Source organism: Tannerella forsythia 92A2, from assembly GCF_000238215.1.
Taxonomy (GTDB): Bacteria; Bacteroidota; Bacteroidia; order Bacteroidales; family Tannerellaceae; genus Tannerella; species Tannerella forsythia.
Genome location: NC_016610.1, coordinates 3155418 through 3178298, shown reverse-complemented (window position 1 = coordinate 3178298; position 22881 = coordinate 3155418). Strand labels below are relative to the sequence as shown.

14 protein-coding genes and 1 pseudogene are annotated in these 22881 nt (G+C 48.9%); 9 read left to right on the top strand and 6 right to left on the bottom strand.

What is annotated here, in order from left to right:
- The first annotated feature begins 7 nt into the window (after positions 1 to 7).
- The 3 genes from nifJ to BFO_RS12900 all read left to right on the top strand — a co-directional run bounded on the left by nifJ (position 8) and on the right by BFO_RS12900 (position 6084).
- Positions 8 to 3550: a pyruvate:ferredoxin (flavodoxin) oxidoreductase gene (gene nifJ, locus BFO_RS12910; protein ID WP_014226227.1), complete on the top strand. Its 3543-nt coding sequence runs from the start codon at positions 8 to 10 to the stop codon at positions 3548 to 3550.
- A 373-nt stretch (positions 3551 to 3923) separates the two neighbouring features.
- A complete protein-coding gene (locus tag BFO_RS12905; protein WP_014226226.1) occupies positions 3924 to 4838 on the top strand; it encodes an IS982 family transposase in 915 nt (304 codons plus the stop codon).
- A gap of 463 nt (positions 4839 to 5301) precedes the next feature.
- Positions 5302 to 6084, top strand: coding sequence for a DUF481 domain-containing protein (locus BFO_RS12900; RefSeq protein WP_014226225.1), 783 nt, complete (start codon positions 5302 to 5304; stop codon positions 6082 to 6084).
- Positions 6085 to 6135: 51 nt separating this feature from the next.
- Here BFO_RS12900 and BFO_RS16420 read toward each other — a convergent pair whose 3' ends face one another.
- From BFO_RS16420 to BFO_RS12890, 3 genes and pseudogenes are all read right to left on the bottom strand, one after another.
- Positions 6136 to 6258: a hypothetical protein gene (locus tag BFO_RS16420; RefSeq protein ID WP_262508926.1), complete on the bottom strand. Its 123-nt coding sequence runs from the start codon at positions 6256 to 6258 to the stop codon at positions 6136 to 6138.
- A 149-nt stretch (positions 6259 to 6407) separates the two neighbouring features.
- Positions 6408 to 9439 (bottom strand): annotated as a pseudogene (secDF, locus tag BFO_RS14230) (protein translocase subunit SecDF).
- 294 nt (positions 9440 to 9733) lie between these two features.
- The gene (locus tag BFO_RS12890; RefSeq protein WP_014226223.1) at positions 9734 to 10609 is read right to left on the bottom strand and encodes an NAD kinase; all 876 of its coding nucleotides are present in this window, start codon (positions 10607 to 10609) and stop codon (positions 9734 to 9736) included.
- Positions 10610 to 10721: 112 nt separating this feature from the next.
- Between BFO_RS12890 and BFO_RS12885 the strand changes: the two genes are divergently transcribed.
- The 5 genes from BFO_RS12885 to BFO_RS12865 are packed head-to-tail and all read left to right on the top strand — an operon-like array spanning position 10722 to position 14028.
- Positions 10722 to 11441 (top strand): pyridoxine 5'-phosphate synthase, encoded by a 720-nt coding sequence (locus tag BFO_RS12885; RefSeq protein ID WP_014226222.1) that lies wholly within the window; start codon positions 10722 to 10724, stop codon positions 11439 to 11441.
- A gap of 39 nt (positions 11442 to 11480) precedes the next feature.
- Positions 11481 to 12194, top strand: coding sequence for a MotA/TolQ/ExbB proton channel family protein (locus BFO_RS12880; protein ID WP_014226221.1), 714 nt, complete (start codon positions 11481 to 11483; stop codon positions 12192 to 12194).
- 5 nt (positions 12195 to 12199) lie between these two features.
- Positions 12200 to 12619, top strand: a complete 420-nt coding sequence (locus BFO_RS12875; RefSeq protein WP_014226220.1) for an ExbD/TolR family protein — start codon at positions 12200 to 12202, stop codon at positions 12617 to 12619.
- Positions 12616 to 13452: an energy transducer TonB family protein gene (locus BFO_RS12870; RefSeq protein WP_014226219.1), complete on the top strand. Its 837-nt coding sequence runs from the start codon at positions 12616 to 12618 to the stop codon at positions 13450 to 13452. Before BFO_RS12875 ends, BFO_RS12870 begins: the two co-directional genes overlap by 4 nt.
- 36 nt (positions 13453 to 13488) lie before the next feature.
- Positions 13489 to 14028, top strand: a complete 540-nt coding sequence (locus tag BFO_RS12865) for a DJ-1 family glyoxalase III (protein ID WP_014226218.1) — start codon at positions 13489 to 13491, stop codon at positions 14026 to 14028.
- A 45-nt stretch (positions 14029 to 14073) separates the two neighbouring features.
- Here BFO_RS12865 and BFO_RS12860 read toward each other — a convergent pair whose 3' ends face one another.
- Complete coding sequence (locus tag BFO_RS12860; RefSeq protein WP_041590947.1) at positions 14074 to 15300, bottom strand: serpin family protein; 1227 nt, start codon at positions 15298 to 15300, stop codon at positions 14074 to 14076.
- A gap of 339 nt (positions 15301 to 15639) precedes the next feature.
- Between BFO_RS12860 and BFO_RS12855 the strand changes: the two genes are divergently transcribed.
- Positions 15640 to 18060: an alpha-L-arabinofuranosidase C-terminal domain-containing protein gene (locus BFO_RS12855; protein WP_041590946.1), complete on the top strand. Its 2421-nt coding sequence runs from the start codon at positions 15640 to 15642 to the stop codon at positions 18058 to 18060.
- Between the two features lie 143 nt (positions 18061 to 18203).
- Here BFO_RS12855 and BFO_RS12850 read toward each other — a convergent pair whose 3' ends face one another.
- Positions 18204 to 19655, bottom strand: a complete 1452-nt coding sequence (locus tag BFO_RS12850; RefSeq protein ID WP_014226214.1) for a RagB/SusD family nutrient uptake outer membrane protein — start codon at positions 19653 to 19655, stop codon at positions 18204 to 18206.
- A 20-nt stretch (positions 19656 to 19675) separates the two neighbouring features.
- The gene (locus BFO_RS12845) at positions 19676 to 22666 is read right to left on the bottom strand and encodes a SusC/RagA family TonB-linked outer membrane protein (RefSeq protein WP_046472601.1); all 2991 of its coding nucleotides are present in this window, start codon (positions 22664 to 22666) and stop codon (positions 19676 to 19678) included.
- Positions 22667 to 22881 lie beyond the last annotated feature (215 nt).

The following is a 22881-nucleotide window of genomic DNA, read 5'->3' as shown; positions in this document are numbered from 1 at the left end:
GAAATTTATGACAAGAGAAAAGAAATTTTTGACATGTGACGGAAATCAGGCTGCGGCGCATATTTCCTATATGTTTTCGGAAGTAGCGGCCATTTATCCGATCACTCCTTCTTCGACGATGGCAGAATACGTAGACGAGTGGGCGGCCTCGGGACGAAAGAATATTTTCGGCGAACCGGTCCTGGTGCAGGAGATGCAATCGGAAGGCGGTGCTGCCGGTGCGGTGCACGGTTCGTTACAGGCCGGCGCCTTGACAACCACTTATACGGCTTCGCAAGGTCTGTTGTTGATGATACCGAATATGTATAAGATTGCGGGTGAATTATTGCCTTGCGTATTTCATGTATCGGCGCGTACCATCGCTTCTCATGCACTTTCTATTTTCGGAGACCATCAGGACGTGATGGCTGCCCGTCAGACGGGGTTTGCCATGCTGGCCGAGGGTTCCGTACAGGAAGTGATGGACTTGGCCGGTGTAGCCCATCTTGCGGCGATTAAGTCGCGTGTTCCTTTCGTCAACTTCTTCGACGGTTTCCGTACGTCGCACGAAATTCAGAAGATCGAAATGCTTGAAGGGCAAGATCTGGCTCCGCTGATCGATCGACAGGCACTGGCCGATTTCCGCGCCCGTGCATTGAACCCGATGAAACCGGTGGCACGCGGTATGGCCGAAAACCCCGACCATTTCTTCCAACATCGTGAGTCGTCTAATGCGTTTTATGATGCTGTGCCGGCGATTGTCGAGGAATACATGAACGAGATCAATAAGATTACCGGACGTCATTATGGATTGTTCAATTATTATGGCGCTGAAGACGCCGACCGCGTCATCATCGCTATGGGATCGGTGACAGAAGCTGCACGCGAAGCGATCGACTATCTGATGGCTAACGGCGGAAAAGTAGGTCTGGTATCCGTACATTTGTATCGTCCGTTCTCGGCCAGGCATTTTCTGGCTGCCATGCCTAAGACGGCCAAGCGCATTGCTGTGCTCGACCGTACGAAAGAGCCGGGAGCGAATGGCGAACCTTTGTATCTCGATGTGAAGGATTGTTTCTACGGGCAGGAAGATGCTCCGGTGATTGTGGGAGGACGTTACGGATTAAGTTCGAAAGATACGACTCCAGCACAGATTCTGGCCGTATACGAAAATCTGGCATTACCGATGCCGAAGAATCGCTTCACCATCGGTATCGTAGATGATGTGACGTTTACATCGCTTCCTCAGAAAGAGGAGATAGCGTTGGGTGGAGACGGAATGTTCGAAGCTAAATTTTACGGGTTGGGAGCCGACGGAACGGTTGGCGCCAACAAAAACTCGATCAAAATTATCGGTGATAATACCGGTAAATATTGTCAGGCATATTTCTCGTACGACTCGAAAAAATCGGGAGGATTTACCTGCTCGCACTTGCGTTTTGGCGATCATCCCATTCGTTCGACATATCTGGTGAATACCCCCAACTTCGTGGCTTGCCACGTTCAGGCCTACCTGCACATGTACGATGTGACACGCGGTTTGCGCAAGAACGGCTCGTTCCTGCTGAACACTATTTGGGAAGGCGAGGAGCTGGCAAAGAACCTTTCCAATAAGGTGAAGAAGTATTTCGCCCAAAACAATATCACCGTTTACTACATCAATGCTACACAGATTGCACAGGAAATCGGGTTGGGCAACCGCACCAATACCATCCTTCAGTCAGCTTTCTTCCGCATCACGAGTGTCATTCCGGTAGAGTTGGCTGTAGAGCAAATGAAGAAGTTCATCGTGAAGTCTTACGGCAAGAAGGGCGAAGACGTGGTGAACAAGAATTATGCAGCTGTCGATCGTGGTGGCGAATACAAGCAGCTGACCGTCGACCCGGCGTGGGCTAATCTTCCTGATGATGAAAAAATGGGAAACAACGACCCGGCATTTATCAACGAAGTGGTTCGCCCCATCAATGCGCAGGATGGTGATTTACTGCCCGTATCGGTCTTCAAAGGACGGGAGGACGGAACGTGGGATCAAGGTACGGCGTATTATGAAAAGCGCGGTGTGGCCGCTTTCGTGCCCGAATGGAATGCGGAGAACTGTATCCAGTGTAATAAGTGTGCGTATGTTTGTCCGCATGCCTCGATACGCCCGTTCGTGCTTGATGAACAGGAACGGAAAGAAGCCAAATTCGAACAGTTGAAGGCTGTCGGTAAAATGTTCGATGGAATGACATTTCGTATACAAGTCGATGTGCTCGACTGTCTGGGTTGCGGAAACTGTGCCGATGTATGTCCGGGTAAGAAAGGGGAAAAGGCATTGACCATGCAACCGCTCGAAAGTCAGTTACCTCAGGCCGATAATTGGAGGTATTGTGCGGATAACGTAAAAAGCAAACAACATTTGGTGGATATTAAGGCGAATGTAAAGAACTCGCAGTTCGCTACTCCGTTGTTCGAGTTCTCCGGCGCTTGCTCCGGCTGCGGTGAGACACCGTATGTGAAGCTGATCACGCAACTCTTCGGGGATCGTGAGATGGTGGCCAATGCCACGGGATGTTCTTCCATCTATTCCGGCTCAGTGCCTTCTACTCCTTATACGAAGAACGAACAGGGGCATGGTCCTGCATGGGCTAACTCATTGTTTGAGGACTTCTGCGAGTTTGGCTTGGGCATGGAACTGGCTAACGAGAAGATGCGTGCACGTATTGTTCGCCTATTCACTCAGGCGATAGCAGGCGATCATACGCCTGTCGATGCCAAGGTGCTGATGCAGGAATGGATCGATTGCATGCACGATGCCGACAAGACAAAGGGATTAGCTCCGCAGTTAGAAGCTGTGATCAACGGAGGAGCTGAAGCCGGCTGTCCCATATGCAAGGAACTGCAGGGATTGTCCAATTACCTGATCAAACGCAGCCAGTGGATTATCGGCGGCGATGGTGCCTCGTACGACATCGGTTACGGCGGTCTCGACCACGTGATCGCTTCGGGAAAGGATGTGAATATCCTCGTGCTTGATACGGAAGTATATTCCAACACAGGCGGTCAGTCCTCGAAAGCTACGCCGGTAGGGGCCATTGCCAAATTTGCCGCCTCCGGAAAACGTGTGCGCAAGAAAGACCTCGGTCTGATGGCTACGACATACGGTTTTGTTTATGTGGCTCAGATTGCCATGGGTGCCGATCAGGCACAGACCCTGAAGGCGATTCGTGAAGCTGAGGCTTATCCCGGTCCGTCCTTGATCATTGCCTATGCTCCGTGTATCAGCCACGGCCTTCGTGCAGGGATGGGAAAGAGCCAGAAAGAAGAAGAAAGAGCCGTTGCTTGCGGTTACTGGCACTTGTGGCGCTACAACCCGCAATTGGAGGAAGAAGGTAAGAATCCGTTCCAGTTCGACAGTAAAGAGCCGAAATGGGAAGATTTCCAGGACTTCCTGAAAGGGGAGGTGCGTTTCTCGTCCGTAGCTAAACAGTATCCGAAAGAAGCAGCCGAGTTGTTTGCCGCAGCCGAGGAAAATGCCAAATGGCGTTATCGCAGCTATCAACGTATGGCTGCCGATGACTGGAGCAAGTAAGAATCCTAAGAAAAGGTGATTAAAAAGAGAGGGGTGTGTCAAAAACGCGCAATGTTTGGATACACCCTCTTTAGGTGTGTAAGATCGGACTACAATATTAAAAATCATCGACCTTATAATTTTTCTTTGTTAAATACCTATTTTGATTAATACGTGAATATTATCTTTGCAACGCATAAGAACTAAACATAGTAATAAGATGAATCAAGAAAAATTTTTATCAGTTCTCGGTTGGGTAGCCACGGCAACAGCTATGGCGATGTATATTTCTTACGTGAGTTCGGGATAAGAAAAGTCTTATAAAAGTTGGTAATCACAGGATTATTTTGTATCTTTAATCTTGAAAAATAACAAATTACAAAAATACACCCATATGATTACCAAGGATAAAATTACGGAAATATTTTGCATTCTTGATGAGTTTAGCAAGAATTTTGATGCGGAAATGCAACATCATTCGCTTCCTACCGGTTCCCCAAAGGCTCGCAGACGTCGTAAAGCCTCACTTAGTGACAGTGAAATTATGACTATTTTGCTGGTGTTTCATTTCGGAACCTTTGCTAATTTCAAACATTATTATTTGCATTTCATCAAAGTGCATTTGCGCTCCGAGTTCCCTTCGGCTGTGTCGTACAATCGCTTTGTGGAGCTTGAAAGCCGCGTGTTCTTCAAACTCATGCTCTTTCTTAAACTCTATGCCTTTGGAAGATGTACGGGCATCAGCTTTGTGGACAGCACGATGATTCCTGTCTGCCATAATTTGAGGCGTTATGCCAATAAAGTATTCAAAGGTATAGCCACGAACGGAAAAGGTACCATGGGATGGTGTCACGGATTTAAACTTCATTTCGTATGCAATGATCGTGGAGAGTTTATTACGTTTTGTCTTACAGGCGCTAACGTGGATGACAGAAACCCGAAAGTCTGGCAGGTTTTGGCTAAAGAACTATACGGAAAACTCTTTGCAGATAAGGGATATATCTCCCCTAAACTCTTTGAAAGCCTGTTTGATGACGGCATCCATCTTGTAACCGGAATCAAGGCAAATATGAAGAACAGACTTATGCCCTTGTGGGACAGGATCATGTTAAGGAAAAGATACATCATAGAATGCATCAATGATATGCTGAAAAACACAGGCAAACTTGTACACTCAAGGCATCGATCAATCAATAACTTCATCATGAATCTAGTCTCTGCTATAGCTGCATACTGTTTTTACGACAATAAACCTGAAGTCATTTATGGATACACCATACAACAAACCAAACAGATGGTCTTATTTTAATAAACATTATCCCGAACTCACGTATTTCTTACATTCCAGAGATTGACTCCAATCTCTCTGGACATAAAGGTGATTGGCTTCAGCCAATGGTCGCAGGCATCAACTGTGTACTGTGGGTAGGATATGGTTTTATTCGTAAGAAAAAGGATTGGCCAATCGTTATAGCCAACTTCCCAGGGATTGTCTGTGGCTTCTTGGCCTCTTTCACAGCCATGTAAAAGATTTCACCGATTCAACGACGAACGGATGACTGAACAATAGACGAAATCCGGCAATGGAACAAGTTATTTAAAAGAACCTCAGGGGTGTAGTAAAGGCATCCGCTGAGGTTCTTTTATGTAACTATAATGAAACGAATTGGTTGTGTTGCTACTCGCAAAAAACAGATTCCTTCTCTTCTGTGCACTTGATTACTTTTCACAGCCTTTATCACTTTAATTTATAAATAATGTATAGATCAACAATGAAACGACTATTTTATATTCTATTGATATTGTCGGTTTCACTTCCGATATATTCGCAAATGCTCTTCTCCGAAAATCTTACAATGAACATAGACAGCACCAAAAATATACAAGGAACAATATTACCCGTATTGGATTTCAAAACCGAAAAAGAGAATGTGTTCACCTTCAAAAATACCACCAATCTCAATCTGCTGATAAAGCACAGTCGAGTAATCAATTTGATTAATAAGCTTGAGTTCTCTACCTACGGCAATAAAGTAACCGTAAGCGGAGGATATGTACACACCGAATACCGCTATTTGTTGCATCATGCCTTTGAGGTTTATCCTTATGTCGAGTCGCAATGGGCAGAGAGTAGAGGAATGAAATATAAGATTTCTACGGGTTTACAGTCGCGTTATCGGCTGGTAAATAGTGATAACTGTCTCATGTTTGCAACCGTGGGAGTATTTTTCGAGTTCGAAAAGTGGGAACACCCTGCCTCTAGCCTCTTTGCGGGAACGTATGCCTACAGCCGTAGTATCAAAAGCCACCTGTCTGTCAGTTTCAGACATCGGTTGGGTGAGCATTGGGAACTTATAACTACGGCCATTCATCAAGGAAAGCCTGACAGCTATTTTAAGAAGGCACGCTTTGGAGGAGCTATTGATCTCAAATACAACATTACACCCACAATAGGAATACGCGGGGCCTATCGGATCATCTACGATACTGCCCCTATTGTGCCCGTGCGGAAAGATTACAACACCGTTGATGTTGGTATCGATATTTCGTTTTAAGCGAGTACTATAAAATAAAACACTTGCTATCGAGTGAAAGAAGCTGCCAACTCAATGGCTCAACTCTTTGAGTGCTTTTAACAACCGAATCACATACGCATTATCCGGCTCGACGGCATGCCAGTAAGAAAGACGCCCTGTCAGACATTTCAGATTCCATATCACTATGGACACCCTTGCCCACTCCGGGCTATACACTTCCCGCTATCGGGCGTGTTACGGACTTACACCGATTAGAGAATGTTCGTGCTAAGCGAACCAAAAAAAGGCAGCTTCATCGCGTTGATGAAAAACTGCCTCTTTTCAATTTATGTAATACGAAATTACGCCGTAGCAGCTACTGCCGAAGCATGCTCTGCCGTTTTGAATTTACGTTTCTGAATTTCGTAAGCAATCGGGGTTGCCACAAACAGCGTGGAATACGTGCCGACGATCACGCCTAACAGGATCGCGAACGTAAAGCTTTGAATCGTAGACCCTCCCAACAGGAAAATAATAAATACAACGATAAACGTGGAGATTGACGTACTGAAGGTACGTGCAAGCGTAGAGTTCAAGGAGTCGTTGATTACCTGATAGCGATCCCGTTTCGGATAGTTCTGAATCGTCTCGCGGATACGGTCGAAGACAACCACGGTATCGTTGATCGAGTAGCCGATTACCGTCAGGATAGCGGCAATAAATGTCTGATCGACCTCCATGGAAAACGGCATAATCTTCCATAGCAGCGTATAGAATGCGATGATGCACAAAGTCGTTACTGCAACAGACACGAATACGCCGATCGAGAAAGCGACGTCGCGGAAACGAACGAGGATATACAAAGCCATACAGAACATGGCGAAAATCACAGCCATGAATGCGCTGTTTTTGATGTCATCGGCCATACTTGGTCCTACCTTTTGCGAACTTTGAATATGGTCGGAGGTAAACTGTTCGAATGTGGTACCCTCCGGCAAGAAGGATTGGAGACCGGCATACAGCTTTCCGGTAATATCATCGTCTACATCCTGCGCATTGTCTGCAATACGATAGTTCGTAGATACGCGTACCTGATTCTGGGAGCCGATTGTAATTACCCCTACCGATCCACCCTGCAACTGCGGCTCCAGTGCTGAACGGATTTCGTCCGTGCGTACGTCCTTATCGAAACGGATCACATAATTCCGTCCTCCTGTAAAGTCGATGCCGTTATTCAACCCTACGGTAAACATCGATACCATACCGAGAACAATGATAATTAGCGGGATCAGATATCCGATTTTCCGTTTGCCGAGGAAGTTTACTTTCGGGTCAGTCAGAATATTTTTCGATACCGGAGTTGTGAATGTCAGATGCTTGATCTTGTCTTTTGCCAGTAATGCTTCGTATACGAGACGTGTCAGGAAGACGGCCGTTAAGAACGAAGCGATCAAGCCGATAATCAAGGTCGTGGCAAATCCGCGGATGGGACCTGTTCCGAAGACGAATAATACGATGCCTGTGATGACCGTTGTCAGGTTAGCGTCGAAAATTGCCGAGAAAGCGTTCGAGTAACCGTCGGCAATCGCCTTGGCCAATTGTTTACCGTTACGCAGTTCTTCTTTTGTACGTTCATAGATCAATACGTTTGCATCGACGGCCATACCCAACGTGAGCACCATACCGGCAATACCCGGCAGCGTCAGTACGGCTTGGAACGATGCGAGAATACCCATGGTAAAGAAAATATTCAGCACCAATGCGCCGTTGGCGATCATACCCGGTACAAGGCCGTAGATGGCACACATGTAGATCATCAAAATGATCAGAGCCAGAACGAATGAGATAACTCCCGCCTGAATCGCTTCATGACCGAGTGACGGTCCTACGATATCTTCCTGTACGATATTTACCGAAGCGGCCATCTTTCCGGATTTCAATACGTTGGCCAAGTCTTTTCCTTCATCCTGCGTAAAGTCTCCCGTAATCTGCGACTGTCCGCCGGTAATTTCTGTCTGAACGGTCGGAGCCGAATAAACCATGCCGTCCAGCACGATTGCGATGCTTCGCTTGATGTTTTCTTTCGTCAGACGTGCCCATTCACGTGCTCCTTCGGCATTCATCGTCATGCTCACCTGATACTGCGAACGTCCGATCTGCTGCTGTGCAAAATCGGCCACCGCATTCGTCACGACATCGCCACTCATGGCCGGTGTGCCGTCGCGGTTCGTCACTTTCAGTGCATACAACTGATAAAACTGATCGTTCTCATCCATTGCTTTTACACCCCAACGGAAGATAATGTTATTCGGGAGCACGGCTTTCACTTGCGGCATATTCAGATATTCGGAAATCTTTTCCATATCTGTTTTTCTCGCATAGCCTGCCACTGGTCCCGGAATCAGGTAACGTCCGGTTGGGTCTACGTTCAGTTGCAACAAAGCAAACAACGGGTGTTGTTTGGCGTATTCTTCCAACGACATGTTGGCTTCGGGAGTTTGTTGCTCCTCACCTCCCAACTGTGCGATCAGCGAGTCGGTGGCTTGTGAGGCCATCGTGTCGGTTTGTACCGCCGATTCGGAAGTCGGCACGAAAGCTGCTGTCGTATCAGCCTCAGCCGATACGGGCGTCAAGACACGTGCCAACACTTGATCGGCTGCCATCAGCTGCTGGTGATCTCAGTCAGGTTATACGTTTCCCAAAACTCGAGATTGGCACTTCCCTGCAAGAGTTTGCGCACACGTGCAGGCTCTTTCACACCCGGCAATTCGACCAAGATACGTCCGGCAGTTTCCAGACGCTGGATATTGGGCGAAACAACTCCAAAGCGGTCTATACGCGTACGTAATACATTAAAGGAGTTGTCGATGGCGCTTTGCAGCTCTTCTTTGAGTACGGAAACAACTTGATCATCAGAGCTTTGCGGATTAATTTTTTCTTTCAGTTCAAACGTGCTGAAAAGGGCTGACAGATGTGCACCCGGGTCCAGCTTCTTATACTCTTCGGCGAACAGATCAACAAAGTTTCTCTGGCTGGTTGCCTGACGGGCATAAGCCGATTCCAATGCCTTGTTGAAGTTGACATCCTGACTGTTGTTGGCTAACGAACGGATTACATCCGGCACGTTGAGCTCCAATACAACGTTCATTCCCCCTTTCAGGTCAAGCCCTAAGGTCACTTCCATTTCCCGGCACTGCTTCAACGTATAAGCGCCAAACCACACTTTTTTGTTGGCTAACGAGTCTAAATAAAAACTCTCCTTCGACGAGCTTCCGTTTGCATACTCTGCCGCCTCTTTATAATATTTTCTCGTCACAAACGAGAAAGAAAGATAATAGAGGCAAACCAGAGTAAGCAATATCGCAAAAACTCTCACAAATCCTTTGTTTTGCATTTGAATTTCTTGATTTATATGTTATTTGTTCTTATTCCTCTTTTTTTTAGGGTGCAAATATAGCGTTTTTTCATTAGTTAATGACAAAAACGGAATTAATTCTTGTTTTAGTTAGATAGAGGGAAAAGGGAGGTGAAATTTAGGAACTTCTATAAAAAAGAAATGGTTGTCTCACGACAACCACAATCTTCATTGTTAACCTTAAATCTAATACCATGAAAAACACGATGCAAAGATAAGGCGTTTTATGCTATCCAACATAATTCTTCGGCAGAAAAATGCACTGTGTTATGTTTATTTAACTCTTTTGTCAGCTCCCCACATCAATTTATCACGTAAAGTTTGATAGAAAGTCTGGTTATACCGATTGATAATAAGTATTGAAAAATCCGCTTTAGAAACGGAAAGTCTTACATCTGTCGGACAGCTTTGCGAACGTCCGTCCAGGGAGATTAGAAAGGAATGGGTGCGACTTTCGATATTTAACGAAATTTTATACGATCCGGGCACCACGAGAGGGCGTACATTCAAGCTGTGCGGCGCCACCGGACTTAATACAATGTTATCGCTTTGTGGCAAAATGATGGGCCCGTTGACACTCATCGAATAAGCCGTAGAGCCAGTGGGGGTGGCAATGACTAACCCGTCGGCCTGGTACGATGTCAGGTATTCATCGTTCAAACTTGTATGAATCGTGATCATGGACGATGTCTCACGCTTGAGGATCGCGACCTCGTTCAAGGCGCAGTTATACCCTTCAAACGAATGTTTGTCCATATCCAGCCGGAGCAACATTCGCTCTTCTATATGATAATGTTTATGATAAAGTTCGTCAAGTGTTTCTTCAATCTGCTCTGCTCCGATATCGGCCAGGAATCCCAATCGTCCCGTATTGATCCCTAAAATCGGAATGTTCTGTCTGTTGATCTGTTCTGCCGTGCGGAGAAATGTCCCGTCTCCTCCGACACTTAATGCGATATCCAGATCGAACGGAGGCACTTGAAGTATGCCGTCAATCATCGGGCATACTTCCGGAAACTCGGCCAGAAAGGTATAGAAATTGTGCGACACATAGACTTCCGCCTTCAATGCGGCTAATTTTTTGAACAATCTGCGAATCAACGGTAATTTATCCGTGTGATACCCACTGCCGAATAATCCAACTTTCATTTTATAAATCTTTTGCACCGAATTTCTTTAATAATTTCTCAATTCATCCTACATTTGCATGTATATTTCTCGACAAATATAGAGTAAGTGAACGAAATAAGACTGATCTTGCATGGTAAAATTAAGTGTGAACATCAATAAGGCGGCTACCCTCCGTAATGCACGAGGCGGGAATACTCCTGACATAGAACAGATTGCCAAAGATTGTGAATCGTTCGGAGCACAGGGTATCACCGTGCATCCCCGTCCTGACAGAAGGCACATCCGTTACAGCGACGTCTATGCCATCAAGCCGAATATTCGTACCGAGTTGAATATCGAAGGCTATCCGAGTCAATCATTTATCGATCTGGTATTAGATGTGAAGCCGACACAAGTTACATTAGTTCCTGATGCCCCCGATGTGCTCACGTCGAACGCGGGATGGAAGGTGCAGGAGCATTTCGAGTTGTTGAGCGGATTGGCAGATTTGTTTAAGCGCCATCAGATCCGTATGTCTATTTTTGTCGAAACGGATTTGACTAATTTGGAATGGGCTGCCCGGACAGGTACCGACCGTATCGAACTGTATACCGAACCGTATGCACAGCAATATGCCATAGAAAGAGACACTGCCGTAGCCCCATTTGTCGAAGCCGCTACGTGTGCGCATGAACTTGGTCTCGGCATCAATGCCGGTCATGATCTGAATCTGCAAAATCTTTCCTTCTTCGCCTCGCGTGTTCCATGGCTCGAAGAAGTGTCGATCGGTCACGCCTTGATCTGCGATGCTCTTTATTACGGCTTGAAAGAAACAATCAGGCTCTATAAAAACTGCTTGATACAGAGATAGAAAAAAACAAGAACAAAAAAATATAAAACAGAAAAACGTATGAACATTTTAGCAGCATTAGCACAAGTGACGCCGAATCCGGCCAATGCAACTCCGATGAACCTGACTCCGGAAACCGTCCCGACAGAGGCGCAACTGAACATTATCGACCTGGCACTGAAAGGCGGATGGGTGATGGGGGTTCTCCTCATCCTTTCTTTAGTCGCTATTTACTTTTTTATTCAACGGATTTTGGTGATTCGTCAGGCCGCCAAGAGTGACGAAACGTTTATGAACCGAATCCGGGATTATGTGTATGAAGGGAAAGTCGATTCTGCTCTCAATCTCTGTCGTACGACGAAAACACCGGCAGCCCGCATGATTGAAAAGGGAATTATCCGTTTGGGACGTCCCACGAACGATGTGTTGGCGGCAATCGAGAATGCGGGCAATATTGAAATTGCAAAACTGGAGAAAGGCTTTCCGGTACTTGCCACTACAGCAGCCGGCGCTCCGATGATCGGCTTTCTGGGCACGGTGACCGGAATGGTACGTGCTTTTTACGATATGGCTAATGCCGGAACGAATGTGGATGTATCCTTACTGTCGGGAGGTATCTACGAGGCTTTGGTGACAACTGTCGGCGGTCTGGTAGTAGGCATCATTGCTCTTTTCGCGTACAATTACTTGGTCGCGCGTGTCGACAATGTTGTCAATCGATTAGAGGCCAATACGATGGAATTTATGGACATACTGAACGAACCGGCTAACTGAACATCATGGCGTTGAAACGAAGAACCAAAATCAATGCAGCATTCAGCATGGCTTCAATGACAGACGTCATCTTTCTCTTGCTGATCTTTTTTATGGTCACGTCGACCGTGGTCGTGCCGAATGCGATCAAACTGACCTTGCCTCAAGCTCAGAAGCAAACGGCAGCGAAACCGCTTACACGAGTTACGATCGATGCGGCCGGAAATTATTATGTTGCGGCCGGGAAGCAACGCGAACGGATGGTGACATTCGACGAGATTACTCCTTTCCTTCAGGAGCAGTACGTTCAGGAGCCGGAGATGTTCGTTGCATTATATGCCGATGAAACCGTGCCATATAAAGAAATCGTGAAAGTATTGAATATCGCAAACGAAAATAAATTCAAGGTGGTATTGGCTACTCGTCCACCGTCTCACAAGCCATGAAGTTTGAAAAGAATGATATCATAGCGCTGATCGGCTCGATTATTTTTCATCTGTCGATTTTACTCGTCCTCTATTTTACGGTACTTAAAACAATCGTTCCGGAGGAAGACAGCGGTATCATGGTGAATTTCGGCAATGTCAATCTTGCAGCCGGACAGTTTGAGCCGCGTGGTGAGCCGGCTTCATCCGACATGACGGCTGCTCCTCCGCCACAGCCTGCCCATCCCACTCCACGCGAAGAAATGATCACACAGGACCTGGAAGAATCTGTTTCACTCACAAATAAGAAGAACGAAGAGGAACGGAAAAAGAAGGAGAAGAAAGAACAGGAAGAGGCTCGTAGAAAGGAAACAGAGCAGCGTAAGGTGGAAGCGGAGCGTAAGAAACAGACGGATGAGCAGCGGCGTAAGGAGCAGGCTATCCGTGACCGCGTAGCCGGTGCTTTCGGTTCAACCGGAGGTAGCGAGAACAATAATCAGGGGGATGCGGCCAGTGGCAGCGGCAATCAGGGTAGCCCGTTCGGCAACTCCGACAGCGGAGCAAACGAAGGAGTGGGCGGTATCGGTTCATTCAACTTGAACGGTCGTTCGATCGGTGCGGGAGGCTTGCCCAAACCGGCTTACACCATTCAGGAAGAGGGGCGGATCGTGATCAATATCACCGTCGACCCGCGAGGCAACGTCATCATGGCCGAGATCGGTAAAGGAACGAACATCGACCATGCCACGATGCGAAAAAGTGCGCTCGAAGCTGCTCGGAAAGCGAAGTTTAACAGTATTCAGGGCACGAATAATCAGAGCGGAACGATCACGTATCGCTACTCATTAAGATAAAACGCATGTAATAACCATTCAAAAAACTTATAAACGATGAAAAAGGCTTATGTATTTTTAGCAACCGGCTTTGAAGAAGTCGAAGCGATCGGTACAATCGATGTACTACGCCGTGGAGGAATGCACGTTGTAACGGTTTCAATGACCGGTGCCGCAACCGTTAAGGGAGGGCATGATATCTCTGTCGTTGCCGATGCGCTATTTGAAGACCTCAGCTATGCCGATGCCGATGTGCTCGTACTGCCCGGAGGAGGTCCGATGCTTAACGATTACGAGGCATTGAAGAAGGAAATCGTGCGCCATCACGATGCCGGCAAGCCGCTGGCAGCTATTTGCGCTGCGCCGCTCGTTTTCGGCGGATTGGGACTGCTTGAAGGCAAGCGCGCGACATGTTATCCGGGATTTGAAGAGTACCTCAAAGGTGCAACTGTTGTTAATGTACCGACGGTTACCGATGGTTCTATCATTACCGGTCGGGGACCGGGACTGGTTTTCGATTTCGGGTTGGCTATACTGGAGCATCTCGAAGGGCTCGAGTCGGCGGAACAAGTCGCCAAAGATTTATTATTGAAATAAAAAAGCCGCTCTACGCGGCTTTTTTATGTATGACAGGTGAAAGTACTATTCTTTCACTTCCCCGATCTCTCCGATAAACAGAATGACGCCGGTGCTCTTTTCGCGTATGGCAAAAACAAACGGCTTGTTTATGTGGAAGTTGATAGGAGTGGTAGAGGGGGATGACGTTTTTACCATTTCTACGGCTGTTACGGCAGCAGCTTCCGTACCTTCTTCATCGACCTGCACAAACGTCTTATGGATCACACGTGAAATAAATATCGCAGCGTCGGTGATGCCGGGAAAATCAGCCGTCTCCGTAAACGGCACGTTCATTCCCATCTCCGGCAGTATCTTTTTCTCGAGCCCGTATTTACACTCTGTCTTGAAGCGCGGCATGCGCAGCGATACTTGTGTTGGGCGAATGCCTTTTATAATCATGCTCCAATGCTTGTTGTCGAGTTGTTCGATCACGTCGCGCGTTGTCTGACCTTCGTTCGGCAGCATCACGATCATGCTGAATGCTTTGTTGCCGTAGTCCATCTCAAGGTATTGACAGCACTCGTCGGTCGTATAGCCGAAGGTGCTTTTCTGCGCCATCATGTTGACTTCCTGTGTAGTACCGTCCGCTTTGCGGAAAGGCGCCCGTTTCGTATCGCTCTTTTTGAACTGAGTCACCCAGATGCCTTTGAAATAAACGGCATTAATCAGATACATAAAAGCATTTCCCGGAATATAGTCCAATATCTTGGTGATTTTGTCGTTCGTTTTTCGGGCGCACCAGCCGTTAATGGCCGGGAGGGTGGCGGGCGATGAAAAATCAACGGCTTTTACTTCCGCATCGTAGTGCGTGCGATTGGCCAGAATAAACGGTTCCTTGACCAATTCTCCTTGTTTGTACCAGATCGAATTGGCCATTCCGATTGTGGTGGAAGGGTCTACTTTGAGGAGCGCTTCCCGTAGTGAATGGCTGTATTCGTTGATATCTTCCATCGTATAACCGGTCTCACGCAATGCGGTTTTCATCTCATCGGCCGTGACGCCGGCCGCCCCGTTCAGGGTCATGTTCAGCGCCATGCTTACGCTCAACGGCGAGATAAAGACATTCGCTTCCGTCACGTGTTTGCGTGTCGTTTGCAGCAGATCGAAGGCAAAGGCATTGTCTTTTTCTATCTTTTCCGCCTTTTTCAAGATGATGGGATGAGCCTCAGTCAGAGGTTTGGGTGTTTCCTGATCGGAAGTGCAGGCGCCCATCAAAGCCATGATTCCGATACACATCCATTGTGTTTTCATTTGAATCCAACTCTTTAGTAAAACATGTTTAAATTTAAAACGCTCTTTATACCTTGACGTATAAAAGAACAAAAACGCTGCATCAGCGGTTGAAAAAAGATGATTATTCGGTAGAAGATGATGAGAGCCCGAATGCAGATATCTTAATCTTGCCGCTTTTTCAGTGGGAGGATAATGTCGTTCGCTTGAACAAATGAGAGTCGGTTGGTAACAGGGTGACATCAAAATCACAAACTTTTTGTGTAGTTTTGCGCAACTTATGCAGAGGTGTGTGTGGCATAATTTGTTTGTGCGAAGACAGGCTGCGTCTGAGGATTTTATTTTGAAAGGGATAATGATATGAGATGGAGAGATATAGCGATGATAGGAGTATGGTTGTTGACGGCTTGCCGGCCGGAACGGCCGGTGACTTCATCGATCATCATCGATCTGGAAAAACCTACGCAACCCGTGCAGGAAGCGCTGTATGGTGTGACGTTAGAGGAGATGAACCATGCTGTAGAGGGTGGAATTTATGCGGAGATGATCCGTAACCGCAGTTTGGAGGATGGGGCTGTACCTTACGGATGTTTGTACGATGCGGCGCGGAATGTCCTCGTCACGCCAGCCGGTTGGGAAATACCTTTCGTTTCACCTTACACCGTTCCGGGCTGGCGGCCGCTTTCATCAAATACTTTGCTGACGATCGATACGCATGATCCTTTGAACGAAGATAACCGTCGCTCGCTGTTTGTGCAAGTCGCTTCTTCGGGAGGATACGGAGGGGCGGTAGCGGAGGGATTTCGCGGTATTGCGCTTGTTCGGGGCGAGCAGTACGATTTGTCGTTCTACTTGCGCGGCAGGCATGGGCGGAGCATCTCGGTTGCTCTGCGCGACACGTTGGTCGGCCGGCTGCTGAGCAAACCTCATGTCGTGTACATGCCGGATGTGTGGACATGCTTTCGTCATACCTTTACGGCGACGGACAGCGCTCGTAACGCAACGCTGGTATTTGAAGCCGACAGCGGTGCATCGTTTTACCTTGATGTCGTTTCATTGTTTCCTAAAGAGACGTGGAAAGGGCGTTCGAACGGTTTGCGCGCCGATCTGATGGAGGCGGTGGCGGGGCTTTCGCCGGCGTTTGTCCGGTTCCCGGGCGGAGCTTTTGTCGAGAGTTATACGTCTGTTATGGTTCCCGATTGGGAAGGGACTGTCGGGGCGATCGAGTCGCGTAAGCCGCTCTGGAGCATTTGGGGCTACGGTACGACGAACGGTGTCGGTTTTTATGAATACCTTCAACTGTGCGAAGACCTGAACGCTCGTCCCATATACGTGATGAATGCCGGTGTGTTGAATCAGCGTTATCGTTCCCGTTATGAAGATATGAGGAATATGGGGTTGTTGGCACTCCGGGCCGCAGGTGCGGTGGCATATGCGAACGGGCCGGCGACGGATCCGCAGAGCGGAGGCCGGCGTGCCACACACGGGCATACCGCACCGTTCGGATTGTCGGATGTGGCTTTCGGCGATGCGAATTACGGTGAAGAATATGCCCGTCGCTATCTTTTCCTGAGGCGGGCTCTCAGGGATACGTTTCCGCAGGTCGCAGTCATGGCAAGTGACTCGGCGGCGGTTCAGAATCTTCATGCAGACCGGATTCATACGCGTTACCTGATGGATGCCGATCAACTGATGGCCGGCAGCGCCTGCTTCGAGACAAAGATCAGAAGTTTGCGTAAAGCCGAACTGTTTGTGGGTGCTTTCGGGGCGGCTTGGGGAGACGAGGGAGGTACGATGCGTGCTGCGGTGGGGGAAGCGGCTTTTCTCGTCGGTGTCGAACACAGTCCGGCGCATATCTGCGGTGTCTCCTATTCGCCGTTGCTGGGACATACGGGCTTCCCTCTGAACGGTACGCCGGCCATCCTCTTCGATGCGTCGCGTGTGGTTAAAACGCCTTCATACCATGTTTTGAAGATGTTTGCCGGTCACCGGGGGAAAGAGTTGCTGGTGACGGAGGTGAACACCTATCACAAACCGTTGGTAACTTGCGGTCGGGCATCCATTGCGTTTTCGGGCGATGAGTTTGAAGCCGGCGAAATTGCGTTGGATGGAGCGATACAGTCGATCATCCCGGAAAAAGAGGAGCCGCCGGGCGGTGTGAAATATATGCAATTGGGCGACTCAATGATTTGCAATTACACACTCTCAGTCCGTGTCCGTCCGCTAAAGAGGGGAGCAACCATGCGATTGCAAGTGCGCGACAACGGCTTGAACGACGAGCGACGCAGTGCCGTCTCGCTCGTGTTGACCGATACGGCCGCTCTGCTGTATCGTTGTGCCGGGACGTTGCGGCAACCACTCACCAAAGTCGTTCCCTTGTCGCTCTCGAAAAATGCGTGGAGCACGGTACAGATCGAATGCCGGGACGAGACGATCCGCTGCCGGATTGACCGGGTTGAACTGCCCGAAGCGACACTGCCGTTTATTCCTTCGCTGCTTTCGGTGGCTACATACGATCCGGATACAAAGACGATCATTTTGAAAGTCGTCAATACGACAATGCATGAAGAATGGACCTCGTTGGACGTGAAAGGCCGGAAAGTAGAAGATGAGGCCGAACTGCTCCAGCTCTCGGCGCGTCCCGAAAGCCGTAATACCTTCAAACATCCCGATGCGGTAAAGCCTGTGCGACAGGCGATACGCTTTCCGATGCAACGCCCGATACGCTACGGATTTCCCCCCAACTCGGTAACGATTCTCCGACTGAAGGTGAAAGAGTGAACAGCCCTAAACTTATTGCCTCGTTTCTTATCAATCCCGGCACAAAGGCCGGAATCTTACCGATAAGAAACGAGGCAAACGGATTGCAACAAAGGCTGAGATAACGTTCCATTCTCTATCGAGAGAGAGGAGGTCGAGGAACATTAGTTACCCCCGTATCCCGGATTCTGCACCATATTCGGATTCGTATCCATCTCTTTCTTGGGGATGGGGAGTACGATCATGTAAAAATTCCAGTCATACTCCATGTAAGGCGTATCGTGTTTGGTTTTGCTCAGGTTACGCTCCTCTACATCCTTGCGTTTTACCTTCATTCCGTTACGAATCACGTCGTACATGCGATGTCCTTCACCGACCAGTTCTTTGCGGCGTTCGTTCAGGACGTCTTCAACGGTCAGACTTTTCCCTTCGACTGTGTTGGCCGGATTGGCACGTTTGACGATCGGGTCGAGATACTTCACGGCCGTTTCATTGTCGCCCGTTTTAACTGCCGCTTCGGCTGCATTGAGGTATGCTTCGGAGAGGCGGATGAGCGGAATATTGGCATCTTGAATCGCTTCGTTCTGCTGCGGCTGATACTTGTTTACGTAGGCATAGTACTTTTTGTCGAAGCTCAGCAGTTTCAGACGCACGTCTTTGGGGTCTTCCTTGAGCAGGCGATAGAACGAGCAGGTGATGCAAATGTCGTCGTAGCCGTCTTTCGAGCTAAGATAGCCCATGCTTTCCTTGCCGGGCGTGTCGGTAGTCAGGTTGACGATTTCAAACAGTACTTCGCCCGGGCTGGCGGCCGAGGCATCGTTGCTCCATGCTGTCGGGTACGCTTCGTTTGTCCACAAGGCATATCCGTTCTTTTCCGCACCGGCGATGGCTTCGCGGGCTGTTTTCAGTGCCGGAGCGTTTTCGCCCTTGTAGAGGTAGACGCGGCTGAGGAGGGTCATGGCTGCCCATTTGTTGAACTTGCCCTTGTTAAACTTGCCGCCCAGCAGACCGACTGATGCCGTCAGGTCGTCGATGACTTTGGCGTAGCACTCGGCTACGGTATTGCGTGCGGGTTTGCTGTGGATGTCCGGGAGGGTCTCTACGATTGCTACGCCCGGCGACGCTCCGTTGTCTTTTGCATACGGATAGCCGAAGATACGCGTCAGATCGAACAGTGCCATGCCCCGTATGGCCAGTGTTTGCCCTTTCAGGTCGGCAGCATGCCCTTTCTCTTTTTCACCGACGGGTATTTTGTCGATGTTGTGCAGGATCAGATTGCAGTTCTGAATGATGAAATAGAGATACGCCCAATGGCTGGAGGGGCCATTGTCTTTCGTAAAGTTAAAACGGTAGTAGTTGGCTACGCGTTTGGTTGAGCTGACGGCCTGCATGTCGTCGCCCGTTGCATCGCCATAGTAGACGAGCCGTCCCGAATAGGCATCGGAGTTTTGCATGGTACTGTAGATGCCGTTCAGGGTAAATTCGATGTCTTTGAGCGACCGGATGCTGGTTTCGGTATCGATGGAGATGGAAGATTCGAGGTCTAACCAGTTGTTACCGCACGAGGTTGCAGCAAATATAACGGAGATAATCCATAAAAATCGTAATTGTTTCATGATGTTGAATTTTTATCAAGTTAGAAATACATATTGAATCCGCATGTGACTGTTCGTAACGGAGGGGTACCCCAGATTGCGGTTCCTCCGCTGACGGCTTCCGGATCGTAATAATCATAGGCGGCCCATGTCCAGAGGTTATTGGCCGAGGCATAGAAGCGCAGGTTGTCCATTTTTAGCTTCTTTGTCCATGCTTTTGGAACGGTGACACCGAAGGTCAGTGTCTTGAGGCGGACGAAGTCGGTGCTGTGCAGCCTGCGTGTTGTTGAGATTTTATTCATGGCCACGGCAGGTTCTTCGTAAAACAGTTCGTAATCCGTAACGTCGCCGGGGCGTTTCCAGCTGTTGCGGTAGTATGTCGGGATGTTGGCTTTCATATCATTGCCTCCGTGTTCGGTTTTCTGCGCCCACGTATCGTAGGAATACCCTCCGAACTGGCAGGAGAACATGAAATTCAGATCGAACCATTTGTATCGAAGCATATTGGACAGTCCTCCGATTATATCGGGTTCGGCATGCTTGTCCAGTACGGTGGCGCGTGCCTGCCCGGCCGATTCGGTGATATCTTTCCGTAAATTGCCGTCTTTGTCCGTCTCGTTCGTATAGAACTGTGGAGCGCCGGTTTCGGGGTTTACCCCTGCAAATTCGATCAGGTAGAATGTGCGGTAGGGTTTCCCGACCTTGCGGATTTGGTTGCCGCTGATGATCTCCGTCTGCAAGCCGTCTAATTTCACGATTTCGTTCCGGTTATGCGAAATGTTGAAGGTTGTGTTCCATGAGAAGTTTTTTGTTTTCACATTTGTTGAACTGATATCGAGTTCGATCCCCTGGTTCTTCACCTCGCCGATATTCATCAGGTAGCTGTCGAAGCCGTTGGTCATGGAGATCGGGCGATCCATGAGCAGGTTGCGGGTGATGCGGGTATAATATTCGAGGGTTACGTTGATCCGGTTCCACAGGGCGAAGTCTAAACCCAGATTGAGGTTATAGTTTGTTTCCCACTGCAAGTCGTTGTTCATCATTTGTGAGCGGATGATGCCGGGCTGTTCGAGGTAGCCGTTGGTGAGGCTGCTCAGCCCCATGTACCCGAAGTAACTGGAGGGGAGCGTACCGTTCACTCCGTAGGAGGCGCGGACTTTCAGATCGGTCAGCCAGTTGGTGGCAGGCGACATAAAATCTTCTTCGATGGCGCGCCATGCGGCCGATACCGACCAGAAGCTGCCCCATCGATTGCTGCGGTGGAAGCGCGAACTGCCGTCGGTACGGAAGCTGCCGCCCAGATAGTATTTGTTACGGTAGTCGTAATTCAGGCGCGAGATGTAGGAAACCATTCGGGTGCGGATATCGTTTCCGCTGACCGATTCGGTTTTCATTCCGTTGCTGATCTCGTTCTTTTCCGGCGTGGCGAAGTTGGTGGCGTAGCCCGAGAGAAAGTCGCGGTACTGGTCGTCGATTTCATATCCTGCCAGTACATCGGCATGGTGGTTTTCGGCCAGGGTTGTTTTATAGCTCAGCTGATTGGCCCATACCATTTTCTTGTATTCATAGAATTTCTTTATCATGCCTCCGTTTTTATCGTCGCCGTTCGAGGTGCGCGGGTCGTACCATTCGCGTCCTTTCGTATTTACGTAGTCGTAGCTGAAGGTCGATTTGAATTTCAGGTCTTTGATAAACTCGTATTCTCCGTAAAGGGTATTGAAAGCGCGGGTTACGTATTCGCGCTGGAAGTCGTAAGCAGCCACCAGTGCCGGGTTACGGTCGCCGACGCGGATCAGTTCGCGGTTCCACGTATTGTCTTCGTTGTAGACCGGGTCGGAGGGAACGACGGCATTGCGCGAAGTATAAAAAGGAGAGGAGTAGGACGTGCCTTCGGAATACACTTTCTGGTTCACGGTTGCAAATAAAATGTTTGCGCCGATTTTCAGCCTGTCGGTGGCGCGGTAGTCGACATTCAGACGTCCGCTGATGCGTTCCAGCCCTGACCTCCGGGAGAGGCCGTCTTGCTTCAGATAGGCCAGAGAGGAGTAATAGCTAAACCGCTCCGTGCCTCCGGTAATCGATGTTTCATACGACCGGTGGCTGCCTTTTTGAAGCAGCACATCGTCCCAGTCTACATAGCCGCACCACGGCACGGGGGCAAGATCGTCGATCCGCTTGTCGGCATAAGCCTGAGCCTGTTCTTCGCTTTTTCCTTTTTTGATCTGGCCGGCCTTCAGTCCGTCATAGATATATTGACGCCGTTCTTCTCCGCCCATAATCGGCCGGTATTCCATGGCAAAGTCAGACTCGCCCCAGTCGGCTTTGAACTGGACGGAGGGTTTGCCGGCCTTGCCGCGTTTGGTGGTGATGAGCACCACGCCGTTGGCTGCGCGTGAGCCGTAGAGCGATGCGGCGGCGGCATCCTTGATGATGGTAATGCTTTCGATGTCGGAGCTGTTGAGGGTCGACATGATGTCGAGGCCTGCCTTCGAGTTGATCGAGTTAACGGTTCCGGCGCGCATCGGTACGCCGTCGATCACATAAAGCGGGGCATTGCTTGCATTGAACGATCCCATACCGCGGATTCTCAGCGACGACGAGGCGCCCGGCTGTCCGGACGACGAGGAGAACTGCACTCCGGAGGCGTTTCCCTGCAAAAGGTCTTTAAACGTCACGGCAGGGATGTCTTTCATCTTCTCGCCTTTTACGTTCGAGGCCGATCCGGCGTAAGCCGACTTTTTAAACGTACCGTAGCCGGTGACTACCACTTCTTCCATCATCTGCGTGTCCGGCGTCATCTGTACTTTGACCGTTTTTCCCGACACGGCCTCTACCTCTTGGCGTGCATAACCGATGTACGAGATTTGCAATGTGACCGGTATGCGATCGACCGACAGCGAGAATTGCCCGTCGACGTCGCTCGTCGTGCCCTGTGTCGTACCTTTCACCAGAATGTTGGCCCCGATCACCGGCTCGCCCGTTTCATCTACTACACTGCCCCTGATCTGCACAAGCGTCTGGGCAGTAACCATTCCTGCACACAAAAAGCACAGGAAGCCAATAAAAAATCTTTTTCTGTTCATAAGTAACTGTAGTTATAAAGAATATTGCCCGATTGGAATGGGGCATTGTGAACGGTATATAAATGTATTTGTCATCGTATTGTTGTTTGTTTAGTTATAAAACATTTCGGTTAGCCGGCCGATGGTTGTTTTAATGACGCAAAAGCGATAAAAGCCCGTACAGC